This is a genomic window from Nonomuraea sp. NPDC003754 (genome assembly GCF_053605785.1).
Genome location: NZ_JBSGJX010000009.1, coordinates 40,790 through 63,550, shown reverse-complemented (window position 1 = coordinate 63,550; position 22,761 = coordinate 40,790). Strand labels below are relative to the sequence as shown.

Genomic DNA, 22,761 nt, shown 5'->3' with positions numbered 1-22,761 from the left:
ATAAGGGTGCGTGATCGGATTGATCGCATCACCGCAACGTAACCGAGGGCCGTCGCCTCGTCTACGACATCCGCGCCACCCCGGCGAAGCGCCTGGTCACCTCCCGCCAGACGGCGACGGCGGCGGGTTCGTCGAGCAGCGCCCTGCGATGCAGGTCGGCCAGGTCGAAGCCGCGGTCGTCCCACTCCAGGATCCGTTCGGGCGCCACCTCGGGGTGGAACTGCACGCCCCACGCCGCCGAGCCGACCCTGAACGCCTGGTAGGGACAGGCCTCCGTGCGCGCCAGCCACACGGCTCCCTCCGGCAGCTCGACGACCGCGTCCTTGTGGTGCTCGATCGCGGTGACGACCCCGGGCAGGTCGTGGAAGAGCGGGTCGGCGGCGGCCTCCGGGCGCAGCGTGATCGGCGTGCTGCCGTTCTCCGGCTCGCCCGCGTCGGCCTTCACCAGCCCGCCGGCCACCTCGGCGAGCATCTGCCCGCCCAGGCAGATCCCCAGGTACGGCCTGCCGTCGTCGATCGCCTCCCGGACCAGCTCCCTGGTGGCCGGCAGCCACGGCGCCCTGGCGTCGTCGGAGGGCAGGTAGCCGCCGCCCAGCACGACCAGCGCGCGCCCGCCCAGCCGCGCCGGCAGCTCGTCGCCGTCGAAGGGCCGCACGACCTCCAGGTCGAGACCGTCCTCGGCCAGCCAGTCGCCGACCCTTCTCGGGCCGCCGCTGGCGGCGTTCTGCACGATCAGGACTTCACGCATCGTGGGCCTTTCTGAGCCGGGTGGGGGATCGGCTCGGCGGGGTGGTCGAGCTCGGAGCGGGCATCGTCGAACGCCGCCCGGCAGGGACGGCGCGCCGGGCGGTCAGTGGACGGTCTCGGCGATCGGGGGTCTCCCGGTCAGCGCGGCAGCGGCCTGGTCTGGTCGTCGTCGCCGCGGTCGGGCCGCTGGAAGGGGGTGAAGGCGGAGGGGTAGGCCGGCTGCTGGGACGGCGGGCCGTACGGGGCGGGCGGCGGGGGAAGCTCGGGCCTGGCCGAGCGCCAGCGCGAGGGGAAGGCGGAGACGGTCACCAGCATCACGCCGAGGGCGAGCAGCATGCCGGTCGGGCCGAGCACGTCGAAGCCGTACTTGAGCGTGTCAGGCAGCAGGAGCAGCAGGTCCGACGGATACAGCCAGGGCATGACCAGCACCACGCCCATCAGGGTGTAGGTGAGGCCGGCCAGCAGCGAGGCCACGGGGGACAGCCGCGAGCCGGCGACGAATCCGAGCACGATCGCGGTTCCGGCGAGCGCGAGTGCTCCCCACCACGGCCCGGTGTAGGTCCTGAACGCGAACAGGATCTGGCCCGCGCCGAAGGCGAGGCCGACGGCCAGCAGGGGAGTCAGGAGCAGCCCAGCGACCACTCCGAGGACATGGCGGACAGCGTTGGACATGCTGGGAAGTCTAGACGTCACCGCGTCGATTCCCTGATCACCAGTTCGGGTTGGAACATGATCTGCTGGTGGGCGTGTGTGTTGGGATTGTCACACTCGTCCAGCAGCAACTCGGTGGCCACCCTGCCGAGCTGGTAGGTCGGCTGCCTGACCGAGCTGAGCGAGACCGCCGACGCGGCGGCGAAGTCGATGTCGTCGTAGCCGATCAGCGACACCTGCTCGGGCACCCGCACGCCCGCCTGCAGCAGGCCGCGCAGCAGGCCGAGCGCCAGCAGGTCGTTGGCGCAGAAGACGGCGTCCGGCAGGTCGGCCACGAGCATCTCCGCGGCCTGCTGGCCCGCCTTGGCGGTCATCGACGGCATCTCCAGCACGCGCAGCTCGGCGGGGTCGCGGCCGGCGGCGGCCAGCGCCCGCTCGGCCCCCTCGCGCCGCTCGCCGCACTGCCGCATCGAGGCGGGTCCGGCGACGTAGACGAGCCGCTCGGCCCCGCCCGCCAGCAAGTGGGAGACCGCCATCATGCCGCCCATCACGTCGTTGACGGACACCGCGCACTGGTCGGGCCGCTCGGCGGGATGGTCGACGAGCACCACGCTGATGCCGCGCGAGCGCAGCCGCTCCAGGCGACGCGAGTCGTCGTCGGACGGGGTGATCAGCACGCCGCGCACCCGCTGCTCGGCGAAGACCAGCAGGTTGCGCTCCTCCTTGGCCCTGCTGCCTGAGCTGTTGCCGAGGATCACCGCGTAGCCGCGGTCGCTGGCCAGATCCTCCACGCCGGCGGCGACGTCGGTGAAGAACGGGTTGCCGATGTCGATCACGGACAAGCCGATCGTCCGGCTGTGGCCCGCCCGCAGCGTCGAGGCCGACCCGTGGCGGACGAAGCCCAGCTCGCGGATCGCCTGCTCGACCCGGCTGCGCGTGGAGCCGGCGACCTTCTCGGGGCGGTTGAGGACGTTCGACACCGTGCCGGGCGACACGCCCGCCCTGGCCGCGACCTCCTTGATGCTGACCGGTTCAGCCACGCCCGCCCCCCGGATGGTAGGTGCGCAGCGGCTGGCTGCGCCGTACCAGCTCGCGCGGGTCGGCCACCAGCCCCAGGGCACGCGCCTGCACCAGCACGTTGCCCAGCGCCGCCGCCTCCACCGGCCCCGCGACCACGGGCAGGCCCGTGGCGTCGGCCGTCAGCTGGCACAGCAGCGCGTTGCGAGCGCCGCCTCCGACGATGTGCACGACCTCGACCTCCCGTCCGCTCAGCCGCGCGGCGTCGCTGACGGCTCTCCGATAGGCGAGGGCGAGGCTTTCCAGGATGCATCGTACGGCCTGCGGCCTGCTCGACGGTGCGGGCTGCCCGGTGCGCGCGCAGTAGGCCGCGATGCGGGCCGGCATGTCGCCCGGCGGCAGGAAGCTCGGATCGTCAGGATCGATCACCGCCGTGGACCGTTCGGCCGCGGCCGCCCGCAGCAGGCCCTCCAGGTCGCTCTCGCCCCATGCCCGCATGCACTCCTGCAAAATCCACAGGCCCATGACGTTGCGCAGGTAGCGGATGGTGCCGTCGGCGCCCGCCTCGTTGGTGAAGTTGGCGGCCACGCTGCCGTCGGTCAGCACCGGTTCGTCGAGCTCGACGCCGACCAGCGACCAGGTGCCACAGGAGACGTAGGCGAAGCGCGGCGTCCGCGCGGGCACGGCGACCACGGCGGAGGCGGTGTCGTGGGAGGCGACCCGCGTGACGACCGCGCGGTGCCCGACGTCGGCCGTCAGCGGGCCCACCACGCTCCCCGGAGGGGAGATCCGCGGGAAGATGCGCGCCGGCAGGCCGAGGTCGGCGATCATCGGCCGTGCCCAGTCCCTTCCCCTGACGTCGAACAGGCCGGTGGTGGAGGCGTTGGTGAGCTCGGCCCCCTTGACGCCGGTCAGCCAGTAGGTGAGCAGGTCGGGGATGAGGAGCAGCGTCTCGGCGTGGTCGAGCCGGCTCTCCAGCAGCTGGTAGAGCGTGTTGAACGGCAGGAACTGCAGGCCGTTGACCTGGTAGCGGTCGAGGTCGAGCCGCTCGGTGTAGCGGGCGGTGCGCGCGTCCCGGTAGTGGACCGGGTTGCCGATGAGCGCGCCCTCGCCGTCCAGCAGGCCGTAGTCGACCGCCCACGAGTCGACGCCGATCGAGTCGGTCTCGCCGGCCCTCCGCAGGCCGTCGAGGGTGTCCTGGTAGAGGGCCAGGATGTCCCAGTGGAGGGTGCCCGCGACGGTGACGGGACGGTTGGGGAAGCGGTGCACCTCGACGAGGTCGACCCGGTCGGCCGTGACCTCGGCGCGCATGACCCGGCCGCTGGACGCGCCGAGGTCGACAGCTGTGATTCGCATGCGCTGATTAAAACGTATTTCCCGGCTTGGCATTGACCTTCAGCGGAGGTGAGTCTAGTTTTCGTTAAAACGTTTCAGGCACCCAGGCGGGGAGTCGCATGATCAAGGACCTGCTCAGGCGGCAGCACATCGAGACGCCCTCCTGGGCGTACGGCAACTCGGGCACGAGGTTCAAGGTGTTCGCCCAGCCGGGCGTGCCCCGCGACCCCTACGAGAAGCTGGCCGACGCCGCCCAGGTGCACGCCTTCACCGGCATCGCGCCCACTGTGGCGCTGCACATCCCGTGGGACCGGGTCGACTCCTACGAGGACCTCGCCGGCCATGCCGCCTCGCTCGGCCTCGGCATCGGCGCGATCAACTCCAACGTCTTCCAGGACGACGACTACAAGCTCGGCAGCGTCACCCACCCCGACCCAGCGATCCGCCGCAAGGCCCTCGACCACCTGCTCGCCTGCGTCGACATCATGGACGCCACCGGCTCGGCCACCCTCAAGCTGTGGTTCTCCGACGGCACCAACTACCCCGGCCAGGACGACATCAGGGCGCGCCAGGACCGGCTGGCCTCCGCGCTGGAGCAGGTCCACGAGCGGCTGGGGGAGGGGCAGCGGCTCCTGCTGGAGTACAAGCTGTTCGAGCCCGCCTTCTACGTCACCGACGTGCCCGACTGGGGGACCGCCTACGCCCACTGCCGCGCCCTCGGCGACAAGGCGCAGGTCGTCGTCGACACCGGCCACCACGCGCCCGGCACCAACATCGAGTTCATCGTGGCGTTCCTGCTGCGCGAGGGGAAGCTGGGCGGGTTCGACTTCAACTCCCGCTTCTACGCCGACGACGACCTCATGGTCGGCGCGGCCGACCCGTTCCAGCTGTTTCGGATCATGTTCGAGGTGATCGGCGGGGGCGGGTACGGCCCGCACGTGTCCTTCATGCTCGACCAGTGCCACAACATCGAGCCGAAGATCCCCGGGCAGATCAGGTCGGTCATGAACGTCCAGGAGGCCACGGCCAAGGCGCTGCTCGTCGACCGGGAGGCACTGGCCGCGGCGCAGGCCGAGGGTGACGTGCTGGGGGCCAACGCCGTGCTGATGGACGCCTACAACACCGACGTGCGGGCCATGCTGGGGGAGTTGCGGGCCGAGATGGGCCTGGACCCCGACCCGATGGCGGCGTACGCGAGGTCCGGGTACTTCGAGAAGATCGCGGCCGAGCGGGTGGGCGGCTCCCAGGCGGGATGGGGCGCATGAACCGGCAGGTCCTGCCCCGCGACCCACCGGCGCGGTCTGACGATCCAGCTCCATCACCGACACCACACGCAAAGGGAGACACCTGATGACGGTTACCGAGCTGCTCGACCGGGCCCATGCCCTCGGCTCGGACCCGCGCAACACCAACTTCGCGGGCGGCAACGCCTCGGCCAAGGGCGTCCGGCGCGACCCCGTGACCGGCGGCGACGTCGAGCTCATGTGGGTCAAGGGCTCCGGCGGCGACCTCGGAACCCTCACCGAGGACGGCCTGGCCGTCCTGCGCCTGGACCGGCTGCGCGCCCTCGCCGGCGTCTACCCGGGGGTCGAGCGCGAGGACGAGATGGTCGCCGCCTTCGACTTCTGCCTGCACGGCAAGGGCGGCGCCGCGCCGTCCATCGACACCGCCATGCACGGCCTGCTCGACGCGCCCCACGTCGACCATCTCCACCCCGACTCCGGCATCGCCCTGGCCACCGCCGCCGACGGGCCCGAGCTGACCGCCCGCATCTTCGGCGACCGGGTGCTGTGGGTGCCGTGGCGGCGGCCCGGCTTCCAGCTCGGTCTCGACATCGCCGCGCTGCAGGCCGCCAACCCGCAGGCCATCGGCTGCGTCCTCGGCGGCCACGGCATCACCGCGTGGGGCGCGACGAGCCAGGAGTGCCAGGCGAACTCCCTCGAGATCATCCGCACCGCCCAGCGCTACATCGACGAGCACGGCAAGCCGGAACCCTTCGGCCCGGTGATCCACCCCTCGCCACCGGCCGCCGAGCGGAGGGCGCGCGCCGCCGCGCTCTTCCCGCTGGTCCGCGGCCTGTGCTCCACCGACGCCCGCCAGGTCGGCCACTACACCGACAGCCCGGAGGTCCTGGACTTCCTCGCCCGTGCCGAGCACCCGCGCCTGGCCGCCCTGGGCACCTCCTGCCCCGACCACTTCCTGCGGACGAAGGTGGCTCCCCTCGTCCTCGATCTTCCCCCCACCGCCTCGCTGGACGAGGCGATGGCGCGGCTGCGCGTCCTGCATGCCGAATACCGTGACCGGTACGCGGCGTACTACCGGCGGCATGCCGTACCGGACTCGCCCGCGATGCGCGGCGCCGACCCGGCGATCGTGCTGGTTCCCGGCGTCGGCATGTTCTCCTTCGGCAAGGACAAGCAGACCGCGCGGGTCGCCGGCGAGTTCTACGTCAACGCCGTCAACGTGATGCGCGGCGCCGAGGCCGTCTCCACCTACGCGCCGATCCCCGAGTCGGAGAAGTTCCGCATCGAGTACTGGGAGCTCGAGGAGGCCAAGCTGCGCCGCCTCCCCAAGGCCAAGCCGCTGGCCGGACGGGTGGCGCTGGTCACCGGCGGCGGCTCGGGCATCGGCGCCGCCACCGCCCGCCGCCTGGCCGCCGAGGGCGCCTGCGTCGTCGTGGCCGACCGCGACCTCGCAGCCGCCGAGAAGGTCGCCGCCGAGCTCAACGGCCACCCCCACCTGCCGCCCGCCGCAGGCGTTCCCGGCGCGGCCGGGCCGAGCGCCGTGGAACCCGCCGGCCGGCGGGGGGCGGACACGGCCGTCGCCGTCGCGGTGGACGTCACGTCCGAGGAGCAGGTCGTCGCGTGCGTACGGCAGGCCGTCCTCGCCTTCGGCGGCGTCGACCTGATCGTGAACAACGCCGGCCTGTCCCTGTCGCGGTCGCTCCTCGACACCACCCTCGACGACTGGAACCTCCAGCACGACGTCATGGCCAGGGGCTCCTTCCTCGTCTCGCGGGAGACCGCCCGAGTGCTCCTCCTCCAGGACATCGGCGGCGACATCGTCTACATCTCCTCCAAGAACGCCGTCTTCGCCGGGCCGAACAACCTCGCCTACGGAGCCGCCAAGGCGGACCAGGCCCACCAGGTGCGCCTGCTGGCCGCCGAGCTGGGCGCCCACGGCATCCGGGTCAACGGCGTCAACCCCGACGGCGTGGTGAGGGGGTCGGGCATCTTCGCGTCAGGGTGGGGGGCGAACCGGGCCGCCGTCTACGGAGTGGAGGAGGAGAAGCTGGGCGAGTTCTACGCCCAGCGGACGCTGCTGAAGCGCGAGGTCCTGCCCGAGCACATCGCGGCGGCGGTGTTCGCGCTGACCGGCGGCGACCTGTCGCTCACCACGGGGCTGCACATCCCCGTCGACGCGGGGGTCGCCGCGGCCTTCCTCCGCTGAGCCGGGACGGTCGCCGGCGAGCCGTCCTTGTCGACACGCCGGTGCTCGGCGGCGGTCGTGCGCGGCCGGGGTTCACCGGCCGCGCCTAGCATGGGCCGGTGAACGAGATCGATCTGCGGCATCTGCGCCGCTGCCTGGAACTGGCCGCCGAGGCGCTGGAGTCGGGCGACGACCCGTTCGGCTCGGTGCTGGTGGCCGCCGACGGCACCGTCCTGGCCGAGGACCGCAACCGCGAGACCTCCGAGTCGGACCCCACCCGCCACCCCGAGATCGACCTGGCCAGGTGGGCGGCCGCGAACCTGCCGGTGGAGGAGCGGGCCGGCACGACCCTCTACACCTCCGGCGAGCACTGCCCGATGTGTTCGGCCGCGCACGGCTGGGTGGGGCTCGGCCGGATCGTCTACGCCGCCTCCGCCGCCCAGTTCGTCGCCTGGCGGGCCGAGCTCGGCCTGCCCGCCTCGCCCGTCAACGCGCTGCCGATCCAGCAGGTGGTGCCCGGCGTCACGGTGGAGGGCCCCGTCGCGGACCTGGCCGAGGAGGTGCGCGCCCTCGTGCGTCGCTCGGCCGGGGGATGATATGCCGGAGGTATGGCGGACAAGGATCCCGAGACGACGCTCGACCGCCGCTTCAGCAGCGACAACGCCACCCCCACCAGCTGGGCGGAGGCGCGCGACATCCTGTCGGCGGCGGAAATCTACTGGCTGTCCACCGTACGGCCGGACGGCGGCCCGCACGTCACCCCGCTGATCGCCGTCTGGCACGACGGCGCGCTGTACTTCTGCACGGGGGCGACCGAGCGCAAGGCCAAGAACCTGGAGAGCAACACGCGCTGCGTGCTCACCACCGGCTCCAGCTCCATGAGCGGCGGCCCGGACGTGGTGGTCGAGGGACGCGCGGAGCCGGTGACCGACGAGGCCGAGCTGCGCCGGCTGGCCGAGGCGTACACGACCAAGTACGGCCCCGACTGGCGCTTCGACGTCGCCGACGGGGCGTTCGTCGGACGGGGTGGCCGGGTGCCGGTGTTCAGGGTCGCGCCCGAGCGGGCCTTCGGCTTCGCGAGGGACGGCGAGTACGGCCAGACCCGCTGGCTGTTCTGACCGCCCCGCGACAGGCCACGCACCGCGCCACACGAGGCGGGACGCGCCCCGCGACGGCCCGGCGCCGCAGGTGGCGACCCGGGATCTGACGCGGTCAGGCCGTGGCGGTGAGGGCGGGGAAGCCGGTTCGCCAGGAGGGCCAGGCGGGGGTCCAGCCGAGGGCACGGGCCTTCGCGTTGGAGGCGCCGCGCTCCCAGCCCTCCCGTCCCGCCGTGCTCTGCCCTGTGCTGTCGGGCGTGCTCTCCGGCACTGGCTCCTGCACTGGCTCCGGAGCGGGCTCGCCGAGGGCGGCCGCCAGCACCGGCACCCACTCCCGGGCCGGAGCCGGCTCGTCGTCGACGACGTCGACGACGTTGACGACGCCGTCGGGCCAGTCGAGTGCCAGGAGCGCCGCCAGTGCGGCGTCCGCCACGTGCACGAACGAGCTGACCGCGGCGCCCGCCGCCAGCTGTCCTTCGCGGAGCTGGTCCGCGACCCACTCGCCCGGGGAGTACCAGGTGCCGGGGCCGTACAGCAGGCCGTACCTGAGCACGACATGCCGTTCCACCTCGGCCGCGGCCGACTCCAGCGCGATCACCGGGCCGACCATGCCCTCGCGCGCCGGATCCAGCGGCTCCTCCTCCGTGGCGGGGGCGTCACCGGCGGCGTAGACCCACGAGATCGACTGGGCGACGATGCGGCCCGCGCCCGCCTTCAGCGCCCCGTCCACCAGGTTGCGGGTGCCCTCGCGGCGGATCCGGGCGTTCTGGTCGAAGCGCCGCTCGCCCAGCGCGGTCAACTGGTGGATCACCGCGTCGGGCCGGGCGGCGGCGAGCGTGGCGAGTGTGGACTCGCGGTCGAGGACGTCCAGCCGTACGGCGTCGGCGCCGGCGGCCCTGATCGCGGCGACCCCCGCGTCCGACCGCGAGGTGCCGACCACCTCGTGTCCCGCCTCGAGCAGCAGCGGCACCAGCTGACGGCCGACGGCCCCGTTGGCCCCCGCCAGGACGATCTTCATTCGGGTCAGACCTCCTTCGCCGGAACACCGTGGCGGTGACGGCGTCAGAGATCGTAGCCAGGAGCGCGCGGTCGGGCCCGGCGCGGGGTCGGCCTGACCGCGACCGGGTCCCCGGGGAGTACGGAGATCATCTTTTCGCAGGTCGCGGCCACGATCATTACCTTCAGTAACATCTGGACCGCGCTGGCGACAGTGGATACGTTTTTGACCCTCTTCCGACTGAAGGCGATGATGAACGACGAATCCCCTGGCCGGCTGCCGATGCGTGAGGACGCCGAACGCTGTCCCAGCACCGACCGCGGCCGCCGCTGCGTCCTGCCGCCCGGCCACCCCGGCGACCACGTCTACCCGCCGCTCACCTGACCCGCTCTCACCTGACTCAGCCGCGAGGAGCGCCCGCCCCCACGGGCGGGCGCGGGTCTGCGTAAACACGACACCCCAGGCCGGGACGGCCTGGGGTGTCGATGTGGTGGACGATACTGGGATTGAACCAGTGACCTCTTCCGTGTCAGGGAAGCGCTCTCCCGCTGAGCTAATCGTCCTCGGTACTTCCGAGCGGAAGACGGGATTCGAACCCGCGACCCTCACCTTGGCAAGGTGATGCTCTACCACTGAGCCACTTCCGCGTTGCCGCTCGTTCGCGACGACGAAGAGAACTGTACCGAATCCTTGCCGAGTCCCCAAACCGAAAGCGGCGCGCACGGAGTGATCCCGGCCGCCGCGGCGGAGCCCGGCGGGCCGGACAGCGTCGCGGGCCCCGTCCGACGCGGTGGCGGTCAGGTCCTGGCGCGGGCGCGGAACGCGGCGGTCTTCACCCGGTTCTGGCAGGCCGTGGAGCAGAAGCGGCGGGTGCCGTTGCGGGAGACGTCCACGTAGACCCGGTCGCAGTGCGGCGCCGTGCACACGCCGAGCCGGTCGTGGAACTCGCTGCCCAGCACGATCGCCAGCGACGTCGCGCAGCTGGCCGCCCAGTCGCCCGCCATCGTGCCGCCGGGGCCGTGGAAGTGCAGGTGCCAGGGTTCCCCGTCGTGCCGGTCGAGGCGAGGCCGCGCGTTGGTCTCCTCGAGCAGCCGGTTGATCTGCCCGGCCGCCGCGTCGATGTCGCCCGAGGAGACGGCCTCGAAGACGGCGCGCAGCCGCCGCGCGACGGCGGCCAGCTCCGTCGCCTCCGTCGGGCTCGCCTCCTGGTGGCGCGGGTAGCCGGCGCGCAGCCCGTCGGTTGCCGCCGGCGCCAGGTCGGCGGGGAGGGCGTAGGGACGGCCCCGCCGCTCTCCCGGGGTCAGGGAGTTGATCAGTCCTACGGCGACCCGCACGACGCCATCATTGTGACTGTTGAATTCCACTTGACCAGTTACTCCCTCGCGCTCTACGTTGTGACTGCCGAAATTGTAAACGACGGTCACAAGGAGATCTTCGTGCTCACCAACGCTGCCGCCAAGGAGTGGATCGCACGCTGGGACCGCCAGCAGGAGGGCTACCTGCCCGACCGGGAGGAGCGTTTCACCGCGTTGATCGACGCTGTGGAGGCTCTGGGGCGCCCCGACCCGCTCGTGATCGACCTCGGATGTGGCCCCGGCTCGCTGTCGGCCAGGCTGGTCGAGCGCCTGCCCGAGGCCACCGTGATCTCCGTCGACGCCGACCCGCTGCTGCTCGGGCTCGGTCGCGCCGCCTATCCGCACCTCCGTTTCCTCTCGCTCGACCTGCGCACTCCCGGATGGACCCGGCAGCTCGGCCTTGACCGGCAGGCGGACGCGGCGGTGAGCACCACCGCGCTGCACTGGATCGCCGGTCCCGACCTGGCCACCCTGTACGGCGAGCTGGCGGCGGTCCTGCGGCCCGGCGGGCTGCTGCTCAACGGCGACCACCTCGACTCCGACGACGCCACGCCGTCCCTCGCCAGGCTGGAGCGTGCCGTACACGAGAGGGAGACCGAGCGCTACTTCGGCGGCGACCTGCCCGAGGGCTGGAAGCAGTGGTGGGAGGCGGTGGCGGCCGACCCCGACCTGGCGGCGCTCAACACCGCCCGCACCACGGCGGGCAGCAGCCACAGCGGCGCGGAGTCCAACTTGCTCTCCACGCACGTCGACGCCCTTCGCGGCGCCGGCTTCGCCGAGATCGGCACGCTGTGGCAGCGCGGCAACAACCGCTTGCTGTGCGCGGTGGCGGGTGCCTAGGCCGGCCCCGTGGGTGTCGGCCGAGGCGTGGCCGCGCAAGCCGTCGCTTGTGCGGCCCGTCCCGCACCGCTCTCCGCGCTCCACGCCGACCAGGCCGAGCCCGACGGCCCCCCGTGGTGATTCCTCCCATGCCGGGGCAGGAGAGACGGTGCGGTCGGTTGCCCTGTAAGGAGCTAACATCACATACGCCGGTTACCTGAGCGAGAGAGTGCAACATGCGCGACAACGAAGTCGTGAACGTCGGTCCTGAGCCGCTGACCTTCGACGACGTCATCCGAGTGGCCCGCCACGGCGCCCCCGTCCACCTCACGGACGACGCGATCGCCGCCATCTCCGCCGCCCGCCAGCGGGTGGACGAACTGGCCGAGAGCCCGACCCCCGCCTACGGCGTCTCCACCGGGTTCGGCGCGCTGGCCACCAGGCACATCGACCCCTCGCTGCGCGCCCAGCTGCAGCGTTCGCTGGTGCGCTCCCACGCGGCCGGCAGCGGGCCCGAGGTCGAGACCGAGGTGGTGCGCGCGCTGATGCTGCTGCGCCTGCACACTCTCGCCACGGGTCACACCGGCATCCGCCCGACGACCGCCAAGACCATGGCGGCTCTCCTCAACGCGCACATCACCCCGGTCGTCCACGAGTACGGCAGCCTGGGCTGCTCGGGAGACCTCGCCCCCCTCGCCCATGTCGCCCTCACCTTGATGGGCGAAGGCGTCGTGAGGGACAAGTCCGGAAAGGTCGGGCCGAGTGCCGAGGCGCTCAAGCAGGCGGGCATCGAGCCCGTCGAGCTGGCCGCCAAGGAGGGCCTGGCTCTCATCAACGGCACCGACGGCATGCTCGGCATGCTCATCCTCGCCATCCACGACCTCACCAGGCTGCTCAAGACCGCCGACATCAGCGCCGCCATGAGCGTGGAGGCGCTGCTCGGCACCGACCGCGTGTTCGCGCCCGAGCTGCAGGCGCTGCGCCCGCAGCCGGGCCAGGCGCTGGCGGCGGCGAACATGGTCCGCGTCCTGAAGGACTCCGGGATCATGGAGAGCCACCGCGACCCCAACGCCTGCACCCGCGTCCAGGACGCCTACTCCCTGCGCTGCGCCCCGCAGGTGGCCGGCGCCGCCCGTGACACCGTCGCCCACGCCGCCAACGTCGCCACCTGGGAGCTGGCCTCGGCCGTCGACAACCCCGCCGTCCTGGCCGACGGCCGGGTGGAGTCCAACGGCAACTTCCACGGCGCGCCCGTCGCCTACGTCCTCGACTTCCTGGCCATCGTCGCCGCCGACGTCGCCTCCATGTCCGAGCGCAGGACCGACCGGTTCCTCGACGTGGCCCGCAACCACGGCCTGCCCGCTTTCCTGGCCGACGACCCGGGCGTCGACTCCGGCCACATGATCGCCCAGTACACCCAGGCGGCCATCGTGTCGGAGATGAAGCGCCTGGCCGCTCCCGCGAGCGTCGACTCGATCCCGAGCTCGGCCATGCAGGAGGACCACGTCTCCATGGGCTGGTCGGCGGCGCGCAAGCTGCGCCGTTCGGTCGACGGGCTGACGCGGGTGCTGGCCGTGGAGGTGCTCACCGCCGCGCGGGCCATCGACCTGCGCGCTCCGCTCCAGCCCGCCCCCGCAACCGGGGCCGTGGTCGGGGCGCTGCGCGACAGCGTGCCGGGGCCCGGCACCGACAGGTTCCTGGCGCCCGAGATCGAGTCCGTCGTCCGCCTGGTCGCCGACGGCACGGTCGTGTCCGCCGTCGAGTCCGTCACCGGCCCGCTGGCCTAGCCGCTCGCCCCGAGACGGGCCGCCGCCCACCGGCGGCCCATCTCGCACGGCCCGCCTCGCGCGGCGCGGACGGCGGCCCGCCGCCTTCGTGCCTCTACGGCAGGGCGACGATCAGGTCGATCTCCAGCAGCAGCCCCGGCATGAACAGCTTGGACACCTCCACGGTCGTGCTCGCCGGCGGCGTTCCCGTGATGTACTTCCGGCGCACCTGCCCGTAGGCGAACCTCTGCTCCATGTCCGTCAGGTAGGTCCTGATGAACGCGATGTCCTCGAACCCGGCCCCCTGGTCGGCGAGGATCTTGCCGATGTTCTGGAAGACGGCCTCGGCCTGCGCCGCCATGTCGCCCTCGCCGACCACCTGGCCGCGCTCGTCGAAGGCGGCCTGGCCCGAGACGTAGAGCATGCCGCCCACGCGGACCGCGTGCGAGTAGAACCCGTTGGTGGCCGGCACGCTGCCCGGGTTGACGGGCACCGCGCGCGACGGCGCAGCGACTCCGGCCGCGACGTGCGTGGCGATCGCGGTCACGTCACGCTCGCCGTGGCCGGCGGCCTCCGCCGCCTCCAGCCGGGCCTGCGCCGCGCGTGCCATCGTCGTTCCCTCCCACGCCCCCAGCCGCACGTCCTTGGCCGCCAGCCCCAGCGCGTACCTGGTCTCCTGCGCCGGAGCCGCGACCCGCGCCGCCAGCGCGCCCAGCGGCGTGCCCGACAGCACCTGGGCCAGCGCCTCACGGGAGACCCCGTGCGCCTCGCCGTACGCGAAGGTCTCCGCCAGCAGGACCTGCGCCGGCACCAGCGCGCCCATCACGGCCACCTTCATCGCCGCGCCCGCGCCGAGCGGGCCGAGTTCGAGCACGGTCCCGAACTCCGCCAGCACCGTCCTGCAGGCCGACACGTCACCGCCGGCCAGCACCGTCAGCGTGCCGTCCGCGGCGGGGCCGACGCTGCCCAGGACGGGCGCGTCCACGAGCGCCACCGACGGGGGCAGCAGGTCGCGCAGCCGCCGCACCGCATCGGGGCCGATCGTGGACATCTCCACCACTGTCGTCCCCGGCCGCAGCCCTTCGAGGGCGCCGGTCAGCACCTCCTCGACGGCGGGGCCGTCGCGCAGCATGGTGATGACCAGGTCGGCGCCCTCCACTGCCGCCGTCACCGGGCCGAGCCCGCGCTTCCACACCGTCACCTGGTGCCCGGCCGCCTGCAGCCGCCGGGCCATGGGGACGCCCATGCGTCCCTGTCCGAGAAAGGCAATCACGTCCGCATTCAATAGTGATACGAGCCATTCCACCACCGACTAGGCTGCATGCCAGCCATGCTTGAAACGAATGACTTGCGGCTGTTCACCGAGGTCGCCCGCGAGGGCTCCTTCACCGGCGCGGCCGAGTTGCTCGGCTACACCCAGTCGGCGGTCTCGCGCCGCATCGCCGCGCTGGAGCGCGCGGCGGGCGGCCCGCTGTTCGTCCGCCTGGCCAGGGGCGTCCGGCTCACCCCGGCGGGCGTCGCGCTGCAGCGGCACGCCGTGGCCGTCCTCGACCGTCTGGAACGGGCCGGGGAGGAACTGGCCGCGATCCACCGGGGCGAGGGCGGCACGCTGCGCGTCGGCGCCTTCGCCACCGCGAACGTGTGGCTGGTCCCGCAGGCGCTCAAGACCTTCGGCGAGCGCTTCCCCGGCGTCGAGGTGCGCCTGACCGAGGGGCTGACCGGGCTGCTGCTCGACCAGCTCAACGGCGGCGCCCTCGACGTGGCCGTGGTCAGCGACTACCCGGCCGGCCTGCCCGCGGCCGCCGAGACCGTGCTGCTGCTGGAGGAGCGGCTGCTCGTGGCGCTGCCCGCGCATCACCGGCTGGCCGATCGTGAGGTGGTCGACCTGCGCGACCTGGCCGAGGAGACCTGGATCGAGGCGGCGCCGCCGGGCCGGCCGACGATCCTGACCGCGGCCTGCGCCCGGGCGGGTTTCACGCCGCGGGGCGGGCTGCGGGTGGCCGAATGGACGGGCAAGTTCGGCTACGTCGCGGCGGGCCTCGGCGTCACGCTGGTGCCGGAGCTGGCGGCGCGGGCCGTACCCGGCGATCTGGTGGTGCGGCCGATCTCCGAGGAGGGGCCGCGCAGGAAGGTTTACGCGGCGCTGCCGGACGTGCCGCTGCCGTCCGCGCTGGCGCTCGTCGGAATACTGGGACAATAGGGGCGTGCAAGACAGTTTCGCCCATGTCGGCGGCCTCCTGGCGACCAGGCTCAGGGACCTCACCACCGACCTGGCCGCGCTCGACAGCGCGGGCTGGTGGGCGGTCGTGGTCGACTACGAGGGCAAGGTCACCTGCGCCGGCTTCGACGACGTACGGCCGGCCCCGCTGCCCGCCGCCGGAGCATGGCGCGGCCCCGCGCCCGAGGAATGGCGCAGCTCGCTCGACCAGGCCGCCTACGAACGCGGTGTGCAGCGCATCCGCGACTACATCGAGCAGGGCGAGGTCTACCAGGCCAACCTGTGCCGCGTCCTGTCCGCGCCGCTCGACCCCGCGGCCGACCCCCTCGCGCTCGCCGCCCGCCTCCAGGAGGGCAACCCCGCGCCCTACGCCGCCGTGGTCAGCGTGCCGGGGCTGAGCGTGGTGTCGGCCTCGCCCGAGCTGTACCTCTCCCGCGCCGGCTCCACCATCGAGTCCAGGCCCATCAAGGGCACCGGCGTCACCGCCGCCGACCTGCTCGACAAGGACTACGCCGAGAACGTCATGATCGTCGACCTGGTCCGCAACGACCTCGGCAGGGTGGCCGAGGTCGGCTCGGTGAGCGTGCCGGCGCTGTGCGCGGTCGAGGAGCACCCCGGACTGGTCCACCTGGTGTCGACCGTGCGCGCCACGCTGGCCGAGGGCGCCGGATGGGCCGAGCTGTTCGCCGCCACCTTCCCGCCCGGCTCGGTCACCGGAGCGCCGAAATCTTCGGCCCTGCGCATCATCAATGAGCTCGAAACCGAGCCTCGCGGGCCGTACTGTGGGGCGGTGGGCTGGGTCGACGCCGACCGGCGCACGGCCGCGCTGGCCGTCGGCATCCGCACGTTCTGGATCACCGAAGGGGAGATCCGCTTCGGCACGGGGGCAGGCATCACCTGGGGGAGCGACCCCCGCGGGGAATGGCGCGAGACCGAGCTCAAGGCGTCGAGGCTCATCCAACTGGCGTCCTCAGGAGGAAATCGATGAACGTTCCCGTCTGGGTCAACGGGGAACTACTGGATCCGGCGCAGGCCAGCGTCTCGGTGTTCGACCACGGGCTGATGGTGGGCGACGGCGTGTTCGAGACCGTCAAGTGCGTCAACGGGGAGTCGTTCGCGCTCACCAGGCACCTCGACCGGCTGAAGCTGTCGGCCCAGCGCATGGACCTGCCCGAGCCGGACCTCGAGGCGATCGCCGACGGCGTACGGCGCTGCCTGGCCGAGGCGCCCGCCTGGCCGCTCGGCCGCATCCGCATCACCTACACCAGCGGGCCTGGCCCCCTCGGCTCCGACCGCGGCGACCAGGGCACGACCGCGATCGTCATCGTGGGCGAGCAGGCCGCCTTCCCGCTCACCGCCGACGTGACCGTGGTCCCGTGGCCGCGCAACGAGCGCGGCGCCCTGGCCGGGGTGAAGTCGACCTCCTACGGCGACAACGCCAAGGCGCTGGCCTACGCCAAGGCCCGTGGCGGCGGCGAGGCCATCTTCGGCAACCTGGCCGGCAACCTGTGCGAGGGCACCGGATCCAACATCTTCCTCGTCCAGGACGGCCGCCTCATCACTCCCACGCTCGCCTCCGGCTGCCTGGCGGGCGTCACCCGCGCGCTGACCCTGGAGTGGTGCGGCGGGGAGGAGGCCGACGTGCCGCTCTCGGCGCTCTACGAGGCGGAGGAGGCGTTCCTGACCTCGACGACGCGTGACATCCAGCCGATCAGGCTGGTCGACGGCACCGTCCTGCCGTCCGCGCCGGGCCCGGTCACGGCCAAGGCCCAGGAGGTCTTCGCGGTCCGCTCGGCGGCCGACACCGACCCGCGCTGACCTCTCGGGCTCCGGTCCCCGCCGCCATGTCACCCGGCGGTCGCGTGACGGTGACGCGGCGGGGGCCAGGCTCGCCCCCGCCGCCGGCCAGGACTCAGTAGGTCTTCTGGGTCTGCACGTTGAAGTCGGCCATCCTCACCGACTTGGCGGGATCGGTCAGCGGGTCGTCGATCGCGATGACGTCCAGGCCGCGCAGTATGTCGCTGGAGTAGATGTAGCCGTTGTAGTAGTACGCCGACCACGATCCCGCGATCATCTGCGAGTGCTCGGCCGGCCGGTCGAAGAAACCGATCTCCTTCGGCGCGTTCGAGTCGGTGAAGTCCCAGATGGACACCCCGCCCTGGTACCAGCCCTGGACCATGATGTCCTTGCCCTTGACCGGGATCAGCGACCCGTTGTGCGCGACGCAGTTCTCCTTGGGGGCCTGCTCGCGCGGCATCTTGAAGTAGCCGCGCCGCTCCAGCTTGCCGTTCACGATGTCGTAGATCGCGTTCGCGCCCTTGGTCCTGGGCGTCCTGGAGTCGCAGGTCGCCATCCCGCCGCCGCCGAGCTCGTCGCCGAAGACCACCTTCGTGGCGTCGTTGTTGAAGGTCGCCGAGTGCCAGATCTGGAAGTTCTCCTTGTCCTTGATCTGCTGCAGCACCTTCGGCTTCACCCGGTCGGTGATGTCGAGGAGCACCCCGTCGCCGAAGCAGGCGGCGGCGGCCAGGTTCTTCTCAGGATAGGCGGTGATGTCGTGGCAGCCCGCCATGAACGAGTCGCTGCCCTGCCCCTCGGGGAAGATGTTGGGCGAGGCGACCACCTTGGCCTGCTTCGGGTCCTTCACCGGCACCTCGACGATCTGGATCAGCTCGTGCGGCGCGGGGCAGGTCTTGGAGCTGGGCTCGGGCCCCGGCGAGGAGACGTAGATGTAGAGGGTGTCGGGGTCCTTGCCGGGCACCATGGTGTGCGTGTGCGAGCCGCAGTCGGTCGCCACCGAGCTCACGTACTTGGGCGCCGTCTTGTCGGTGATGTCGAAGATCCGGATGCCCTCCCACGGCGTGCCGCCGTCCGAGGAGCCCAGGCCGGCCGGCTTCGAGGCGCACGTCGGGTCGGAGCGGACCTCGTCCACCGACAGGAACAGCAGGTTCCCGTGGACGGACACGTCGTTCTGCTGCGACTCGCAGGCGACCTTGCTGACCGTCTTCGGCTTGGTGGGGTCGCTGATGTCGTAGATCGTGAAGCCGCCGAAGTTGCCGACGAAGGCGTAGTCGCCCTGGAAGGCCAGGTCGGAGTTCCAGTTCGTGCTGCCGTTGAGCGGGGCCTCGCGCGGCACGTTGGCGACCAGCCTGACGTTGGCGCTCGTCGTCACCTCGTCGCCGCCGGAGCCCTGGGTGGAGGCCGCCGGGGCGGAGGCCGGAGCCGACGACGAGGAGGCGGCGCGTGGGGGTTGCACGGGCGGTGGCGCCGACGCGCACGCCGACACCACCAGCATCATCGTCACCACAGCACCCAGCCTGGTCACCTTCACACGCGCCCCCTTCGGAATCGTGGCCCAGTATGGAAGCTATGCCAGCCAGGTTCCGAACGTGCGGACTTATCGTCACGGTATTGGTGACATCGGCGCTGACGGGTTGCGCCGCGGCGGAGCACGACGGGCCCTCGGCGGTCGGTTCAGGCGCTCCGGTGATCGTGCCTGACACGCCGGGCGGGGCCGGCCGTACGGCCGCGCCGGGGGAGTTGCTCCCCTCCCGCGACTGGTCGGCCGTGGCGGCGGACGTGCGGTTCGCCGAAGGCATGATCCCGCACCACCGGCAGGCGCTCGAGATGGCCGACCTGGCCGGGTCGCGCACGACGACCGCGGGCGTGCTCGGCATGGCGCGGCAGATCGCGCTCACCCAGCGGCCGGAGATCGACGTCATGCGCGACTGGCTGCGCGCGCTCGGCAGGGCCGTACCCGATCACGGCTCGCACGCCGCCGGCACCTACGGGATGGCGTCGCTGGAGGAGATGAACAGGCTGCGGGCCGCGCGCGGCCCGGCCTTCGACCGGCTGTTCCTCGAGCTGATGATCAGGCATCACGAGGGCGCGATGCGGATGGCAGGCGAGGAGCTGTCCGGCGGCCAGGACCAGCGCATGCGGCTGATGGCCAAGGACGTCTACTCGGGCCAGGGCATCGAGGTGGCACGGATGAAGGAGGCCCTCGCCAGGCTCTGAGACGCGAAACGGCCCGCACCAGGAACGGTGCGGGCCGAGCGCCGCGGGAGGCGCGCCGACGGGTCGTCCGACGACGAGGTGGCCGGCGGGGGAGGAGGGACAGGTCAGGACGGCCAGAGCATGTTGGTCAGCTCGGAGTCCAGGTCCATGAAATCGGTCTCCCTGCCCGCGGGTACGAGCTCGTACGTGCGGTGCAGGAACTCGGTCAGGGGTGCCAGGGGGACTTCGAAGAGCGCCTGTCCGAACGGCGACGTCAGGCTGATGTGAAGCGTGCGCTCGCCGTCGGCGCGTGCGGGCCACACCTGCACGTCGCCGTCGCCGACACGTCTCACGATGCCTACAGTCAGCAGTTCACGGGCGAAGATCCACTCGACCGGTTCGTCGTTCCCTACGTGGAAGGCCATGCGGATGGCGTACGGGTCGTCGGCTGTATAGCTCAGCCCGGCGAGCAGGGGGACGGTGGTACGGTCGGGGACCACAAGCCGAAGGCCAAGCTCGGCGGAGACGGTGGTGCTGTTCATCGTCAGCCAAACCTTTTCGTCGTACGGTCCCCTCTTCGGGGCTTTCACTGCTCTGACGGACTTCGTCCTGAGCTATGACGCCGAACGAAGAAACCTGTAGGAAAGATTCCGCCTCCAGGCCCTTCTGTAACGCAACTCACAGCTGGACATTTGGGCATCTACCTGGCTAAACATCATTAACTTGGATGATGTTTGCGAGGGTTTTGCGGTTGCCGGCGTCGATCCGGCGCGCCCCGCGCGACCTTTCGGGCGATCGGGGCCTTCCGGAACAGCTCGATGGTATGCCACAGAGCCACCATGCTGATGGGCAACCGCCGCGTTTGGCCCGAATCCCCTGCCGATCGGCGCCGCTTCGCGCGTGGTCGGGAAGTGCGGTATGGTTTTCCACGTCGGCGCCGCAAGGGGCCGGACAGGGCGGGCGATTAGCTCAGCGGGAGAGCGCTTCGTTCACACCGAAGAGGTCACTGGTTCGATCCCAGTATCGCCCACACGAAGTTCCAGGTGACAAGGGGTTCCGGAGGAGATCCGGGGCCCCTTCTCGCTGTCTGGGGGTCGATGGGAGCCAATCGGGGAGCCATCTCACTCGGACGCTCTACCCGTGTCGGCTGTCGCCGAAGATGATGTTCATCGTCTGAGCGCCCTTGGTGATCACCGGCCTGAGCTGGTGCCGGTACACGGTCTCCGTGACGCTGGTGCCCGCGTGCCCGACGAGATCGGCGATGGTCTCGATGGCGCGGCCTTCCCTGAGCCGGAGCCCTGATCGCTCATCGTTGTTCCGGCCATCGAGCCTGCCGCAGCCCTGGGTTGCTCGCGAGGTACGCTCCGGCGAGCGCGAGCACCACCGCCACGAGCAGCAGAGCGATACTCGGCGCCAGAAACTGCAGGAGGAGACCAGCGGCCGCGCTGCCGACAGGTGCGCCGATTCCGGCGATCGTCGTGGTCGCGGCGATCACGCTGCCCCGGCGGTCGTCCGGTACCTGGCGGAAGATGAGCACGTCGATAAGCACGCCCAACGCGGGAAGCCCGAGCATTGCCCACAACAGCAGGGCGAACACCCACCATGGTCCCAACGGCACCGCCAGCAGCGCGAACACCGGCACCTGGCTCAGCAGCACACCTAACAGCACGATGCCCGGCCGAAGCCTATGGAGCGGCCGCACAAGAGGCGCACCAAGCAGTCCGCCAACAGCGAGTCCACTCAGCGCCAACCCGGTCTGCCACGGCGGGATCTGCTGATCGCGGAGCACCACGATCGTGATCAGCATGAGCGGCGCACCCACCGTGTTCAGCGCGGCGACCACCAGCGTTGCAGCACGCAGGACCGGATCCCGAAAGAGCATTCGGGCCCCGTCAAGCCAGCCACTGGGAGCACTCCCCTCAGCCGCACCCTTGGCCGGAACCCGCACGATCAATACCGCAATCCACGAAACAGCGAAGGTCACAGCCGACAGTGCGAACGGGAGGAACTGCCGGACACCGAACAAGAACCCGCCCAACGGCGCCCCAAGGAGAGTCGCCAGGTTGTCGCGTACCTCCTCCTGAGTGAGTGCCGCTGTGAGCTGCTCCGGCGGTACGATCTCCCGCACGATCAACATGCGTGCCGGGCCGCTCAACGCTCCGCCGCCGCCGAGGATCGCGGCGACGATGAGAAGGTGCGCCAGCGTCAGCTCCTGCATGGCAAGCGCGATGGCAGCGCTGGCTACCGCAAGGAACCGGACGCCTTCGACCAGGAGTAGGACACGACGCCGATCTCGTCGGTCGATGATTCGGCCAGCCGGCAGGCCGAGCATTATCAAGGCCGAGAGCTGGACGAACCCGAACAGGCTGGCGTGGGCCGGCGACCCGGTGATCGCCAGGATGACGAGAGGGTAGCCGACGTCGGCGGCCTCCATGCCGAGGAAGCCGGTGGTGGAGCCGATCCATAACGTTTGGAAGCGCCAGTTGCGCCTCAGCGGAACCGTACGTGACTCTGTGATGTCCATGCTCATGGTCCTCATCGTCGAGTGTTGACGGAGCTATTCACGTTATGGTGAATGCTGTCAGGTCCGTGAATGGGTGGCAAGGCCTATCCGACAAGCTGCCTCAGGATGTGTGATGGACTCACCCGCAAACCCCGTCAGCGACGTGGAGACGCTCAAGGCGTTGTCCCACCCCACGCGCCTCGCGATCCTGAGGGTGCTGACGCCAGGCGCCGGCGACGAAATGCCAGTGCGAACGGTCAAGGAGTTGTCTGCCGAGCTGGGACAGCCGGTTACCAAGCTGTACCGCCACATCAACATGCTGGAATCGCGCGGGCTGATCGAAGTTGCCGCGTCCCGATTGGTCTCGGGGATTGCCGAGCGAAGCTACCGAGCATGCCAGGTCTTGTTGTACCTGGACGCGAGCTTGCTGGGCCCGCAAGGCAGGCAGCAGTCCAGAGCACTGGACGCCGCAAGCTTCGACCGCGCCCGCGATAGCTACCTTGCGGCAGCCGCAGACTCCACCGACACCGAGCCGCTGCTGGCGTCCATCGAGGTCAGATTGACGCCTGAGCGGTACGTCGAATTCCAGCAAGCACTTCGAGCCATGATCACGGAATTCAGTGACGCAGACGACCCTGCAGGTCGGCCAGTCGGCCTGTTCTGCGCCCTACATGAGAGCAAGTGAGGCCTACTTCACCAAGTCCAAGGGCATCTGTCCGCCTGTTTCGGTCGCCCAGGCGGACTCCCATGCGAGGCCCCGACGTCAGTACGGCACGCGTCGGCGACCGGGTCACGGCCACGCTCTTCCCGAGCCGGCAGGACGGCCCCTTCGGC

Annotated in this window: 22 protein-coding genes and 3 tRNA genes; 13 read left to right on the top strand and 12 right to left on the bottom strand. The window is 71.3% G+C overall.

Going from position 1 to position 22,761, the window contains the following annotated elements; all coding sequences use genetic code 11:
* Nucleotides 1-61: 61 nt before the first annotated feature.
* The 4 genes from ACWEVS_RS14000 to ACWEVS_RS13985 all read right to left on the bottom strand — a co-directional run bounded on the left by ACWEVS_RS14000 (nt 62) and on the right by ACWEVS_RS13985 (nt 3,771).
* Nucleotides 62-748, bottom strand: a complete 687-nt coding sequence (locus tag ACWEVS_RS14000) for a type 1 glutamine amidotransferase (protein ID WP_452416640.1) — start codon at nt 746-748, stop codon at nt 62-64.
* Nucleotides 749-885: 137 nt separating this feature from the next.
* Complete coding sequence (locus tag ACWEVS_RS13995; RefSeq protein ID WP_449926181.1) at nt 886-1,419, bottom strand: hypothetical protein; 534 nt, start codon at nt 1,417-1,419, stop codon at nt 886-888.
* 17 nt (nt 1,420-1,436) lie between these two features.
* Entirely contained in the window at nt 1,437-2,438 is a 1,002-nt protein-coding gene (locus tag ACWEVS_RS13990) for a LacI family DNA-binding transcriptional regulator (RefSeq protein WP_452551739.1), read from the bottom strand.
* Nucleotides 2,431-3,771, bottom strand: coding sequence for a rhamnulokinase (locus ACWEVS_RS13985; RefSeq protein ID WP_452551737.1), 1,341 nt, complete (start codon nt 3,769-3,771; stop codon nt 2,431-2,433). Before ACWEVS_RS13985 ends, ACWEVS_RS13990 begins: the two co-directional genes overlap by 8 nt.
* A 98-nt stretch (nt 3,772-3,869) precedes the next feature.
* Between ACWEVS_RS13985 and rhaI the strand changes: the two genes are divergently transcribed.
* From rhaI to ACWEVS_RS13965, 4 genes are all read left to right on the top strand, one after another.
* On the top strand, nt 3,870-5,015 hold the full coding sequence (gene rhaI / locus ACWEVS_RS13980; protein WP_452416634.1) for an L-rhamnose isomerase: 1,146 nt from the start codon (nt 3,870-3,872) through the stop codon (nt 5,013-5,015).
* Nucleotides 5,016-5,100: 85 nt separating this feature from the next.
* Nucleotides 5,101-7,200 carry a bifunctional aldolase/short-chain dehydrogenase gene (locus tag ACWEVS_RS13975; RefSeq protein ID WP_452416632.1) on the top strand — a complete coding sequence of 700 codons (2,100 nt, stop codon included), beginning with the start codon at nt 5,101-5,103 and terminating at the stop codon, nt 7,198-7,200.
* 98 nt (nt 7,201-7,298) lie between these two features.
* The gene (locus tag ACWEVS_RS13970) at nt 7,299-7,775 is read left to right on the top strand and encodes a nucleoside deaminase (protein ID WP_449926195.1); all 477 of its coding nucleotides are present in this window, start codon (nt 7,299-7,301) and stop codon (nt 7,773-7,775) included.
* 12 nt (nt 7,776-7,787) lie between these two features.
* A complete protein-coding gene (locus tag ACWEVS_RS13965; RefSeq protein WP_354912312.1) occupies nt 7,788-8,297 on the top strand; it encodes a pyridoxamine 5'-phosphate oxidase family protein in 510 nt (169 codons plus the stop codon).
* A 94-nt stretch (nt 8,298-8,391) separates the two neighbouring features.
* On the opposite strand, the gene ACWEVS_RS13960 is transcribed toward ACWEVS_RS13965, so the two are convergent.
* Entirely contained in the window at nt 8,392-9,294 is a 903-nt protein-coding gene (locus ACWEVS_RS13960; RefSeq protein WP_452551734.1) for an NAD-dependent epimerase/dehydratase family protein, read from the bottom strand.
* A 204-nt stretch (nt 9,295-9,498) separates the two neighbouring features.
* Between ACWEVS_RS13960 and ACWEVS_RS13955 the strand changes: the two genes are divergently transcribed.
* Nucleotides 9,499-9,657, top strand: coding sequence for a hypothetical protein (locus ACWEVS_RS13955; RefSeq protein WP_452551732.1), 159 nt, complete (start codon nt 9,499-9,501; stop codon nt 9,655-9,657).
* 104 nt (nt 9,658-9,761) lie between these two features.
* On the opposite strand, the gene ACWEVS_RS13950 is transcribed toward ACWEVS_RS13955, so the two are convergent.
* From ACWEVS_RS13950 to ACWEVS_RS13940, 3 genes are all read right to left on the bottom strand, one after another.
* Nucleotides 9,762-9,836 (bottom strand) — tRNA-Val (locus tag ACWEVS_RS13950).
* A 12-nt stretch (nt 9,837-9,848) separates the two neighbouring features.
* A tRNA-Gly gene (locus ACWEVS_RS13945) sits at nt 9,849-9,920 on the bottom strand.
* Between the two features lie 150 nt (nt 9,921-10,070).
* Entirely contained in the window at nt 10,071-10,607 is a 537-nt protein-coding gene (locus ACWEVS_RS13940) for a CGNR zinc finger domain-containing protein (RefSeq protein ID WP_449926205.1), read from the bottom strand.
* Between the two features lie 102 nt (nt 10,608-10,709).
* On the opposite strand from ACWEVS_RS13940, the gene ACWEVS_RS13935 reads away from it, so the two are divergent.
* Together ACWEVS_RS13935 and hutH are read left to right on the top strand one after the other, a co-directional pair.
* Nucleotides 10,710-11,468 (top strand): class I SAM-dependent methyltransferase, encoded by a 759-nt coding sequence (locus ACWEVS_RS13935; RefSeq protein WP_449926208.1) that lies wholly within the window; start codon nt 10,710-10,712, stop codon nt 11,466-11,468.
* Nucleotides 11,469-11,683: 215 nt separating this feature from the next.
* Entirely contained in the window at nt 11,684-13,234 is a 1,551-nt protein-coding gene (hutH, locus tag ACWEVS_RS13930; protein WP_354912300.1) for a histidine ammonia-lyase, read from the top strand.
* 94 nt (nt 13,235-13,328) lie between these two features.
* Here the strand turns inward: hutH and ACWEVS_RS13925 are convergent, their stop codons facing one another.
* The gene (locus ACWEVS_RS13925) at nt 13,329-14,486 is read right to left on the bottom strand and encodes a Rid family hydrolase (RefSeq protein WP_452551729.1); all 1,158 of its coding nucleotides are present in this window, start codon (nt 14,484-14,486) and stop codon (nt 13,329-13,331) included.
* Nucleotides 14,487-14,543: 57 nt separating this feature from the next.
* Between ACWEVS_RS13925 and ACWEVS_RS13920 the strand changes: the two genes are divergently transcribed.
* The 3 genes from ACWEVS_RS13920 to ACWEVS_RS13910 are packed head-to-tail and all read left to right on the top strand — an operon-like array spanning nt 14,544 to nt 17,249.
* Nucleotides 14,544-15,413: a LysR family transcriptional regulator gene (locus ACWEVS_RS13920; RefSeq protein ID WP_452551727.1), complete on the top strand. Its 870-nt coding sequence runs from the start codon at nt 14,544-14,546 to the stop codon at nt 15,411-15,413.
* A gap of 4 nt (nt 15,414-15,417) precedes the next feature.
* A complete protein-coding gene (locus ACWEVS_RS13915; RefSeq protein WP_449926219.1) occupies nt 15,418-16,419 on the top strand; it encodes a chorismate-binding protein in 1,002 nt (333 codons plus the stop codon).
* Entirely contained in the window at nt 16,416-17,249 is an 834-nt protein-coding gene (locus ACWEVS_RS13910) for an aminotransferase class IV (RefSeq protein WP_452551725.1), read from the top strand. Before ACWEVS_RS13915 ends, ACWEVS_RS13910 begins: the two co-directional genes overlap by 4 nt.
* A 94-nt stretch (nt 17,250-17,343) precedes the next feature.
* On the opposite strand, the gene ACWEVS_RS13905 is transcribed toward ACWEVS_RS13910, so the two are convergent.
* Complete coding sequence (locus tag ACWEVS_RS13905) at nt 17,344-18,759, bottom strand: LVIVD repeat-containing protein (RefSeq protein ID WP_452551723.1); 1,416 nt, start codon at nt 18,757-18,759, stop codon at nt 17,344-17,346.
* 83 nt (nt 18,760-18,842) lie between these two features.
* Between ACWEVS_RS13905 and ACWEVS_RS13900 the strand changes: the two genes are divergently transcribed.
* Nucleotides 18,843-19,445, top strand: a complete 603-nt coding sequence (locus tag ACWEVS_RS13900; protein ID WP_452551721.1) for a DUF305 domain-containing protein — start codon at nt 18,843-18,845, stop codon at nt 19,443-19,445.
* A 104-nt stretch (nt 19,446-19,549) separates the two neighbouring features.
* Here ACWEVS_RS13900 and ACWEVS_RS13895 read toward each other — a convergent pair whose 3' ends face one another.
* Entirely contained in the window at nt 19,550-19,966 is a 417-nt protein-coding gene (locus ACWEVS_RS13895; RefSeq protein WP_354912278.1) for an SsgA family sporulation/cell division regulator, read from the bottom strand.
* A gap of 416 nt (nt 19,967-20,382) precedes the next feature.
* Between ACWEVS_RS13895 and ACWEVS_RS13890 the strand changes: the two genes are divergently transcribed.
* Nucleotides 20,383-20,454 (top strand) — tRNA-Val (locus ACWEVS_RS13890).
* 276 nt (nt 20,455-20,730) lie between these two features.
* On the opposite strand, the gene ACWEVS_RS13885 is transcribed toward ACWEVS_RS13890, so the two are convergent.
* On the bottom strand, nt 20,731-21,954 hold the full coding sequence (locus tag ACWEVS_RS13885; RefSeq protein ID WP_452551719.1) for an MFS transporter: 1,224 nt from the start codon (nt 21,952-21,954) through the stop codon (nt 20,731-20,733).
* A gap of 136 nt (nt 21,955-22,090) precedes the next feature.
* Here ACWEVS_RS13885 and ACWEVS_RS13880 point away from each other — a divergent pair, with 136 nt between their 5' ends.
* Complete coding sequence (locus ACWEVS_RS13880) at nt 22,091-22,612, top strand: ArsR/SmtB family transcription factor (protein WP_452551717.1); 522 nt, start codon at nt 22,091-22,093, stop codon at nt 22,610-22,612.
* The last annotated feature ends 149 nt before the right edge of the window (nt 22,613-22,761 follow it).

Excerpts from the sequence above, each read along its gene's own strand:
- ACWEVS_RS14000 (WP_452416640.1), bottom strand. The coding sequence starts at position 748 with ATGCGTGAAGTCCTGATCGTGCAGAACGCCGCCAGCGGCGGCCCGAGA.
- ACWEVS_RS13995 (WP_449926181.1), bottom strand. The coding sequence starts at position 1,419 with ATGTCCAACGCTGTCCGCCATGTCCTCGGAGTGGTCGCTGGGCTGCTC.
- ACWEVS_RS13985 (WP_452551737.1), bottom strand. The coding sequence starts at position 3,771 with ATGCGAATCACAGCTGTCGACCTCGGCGCGTCCAGCGGCCGGGTCATG.
- rhaI (WP_452416634.1), top strand. The coding sequence starts at position 3,870 with ATGATCAAGGACCTGCTCAGGCGGCAGCACATCGAGACGCCCTCCTGG.
- ACWEVS_RS13975 (WP_452416632.1), top strand. The coding sequence starts at position 5,101 with ATGACGGTTACCGAGCTGCTCGACCGGGCCCATGCCCTCGGCTCGGAC.
- ACWEVS_RS13965 (WP_354912312.1), top strand. The coding sequence starts at position 7,788 with ATGGCGGACAAGGATCCCGAGACGACGCTCGACCGCCGCTTCAGCAGC.
- ACWEVS_RS13960 (WP_452551734.1), bottom strand. The coding sequence starts at position 9,294 with ATGAAGATCGTCCTGGCGGGGGCCAACGGGGCCGTCGGCCGTCAGCTG.
- hutH (WP_354912300.1), top strand. The coding sequence starts at position 11,684 with ATGCGCGACAACGAAGTCGTGAACGTCGGTCCTGAGCCGCTGACCTTC.
- ACWEVS_RS13920 (WP_452551727.1), top strand. The coding sequence starts at position 14,544 with ATGCTTGAAACGAATGACTTGCGGCTGTTCACCGAGGTCGCCCGCGAG.
- ACWEVS_RS13910 (WP_452551725.1), top strand. The coding sequence starts at position 16,416 with ATGAACGTTCCCGTCTGGGTCAACGGGGAACTACTGGATCCGGCGCAG.
- ACWEVS_RS13895 (WP_354912278.1), bottom strand. The coding sequence starts at position 19,966 with ATGAACAGCACCACCGTCTCCGCCGAGCTTGGCCTTCGGCTTGTGGTC.
- ACWEVS_RS13885 (WP_452551719.1), bottom strand. The coding sequence starts at position 21,954 with ATGAGCATGGACATCACAGAGTCACGTACGGTTCCGCTGAGGCGCAAC.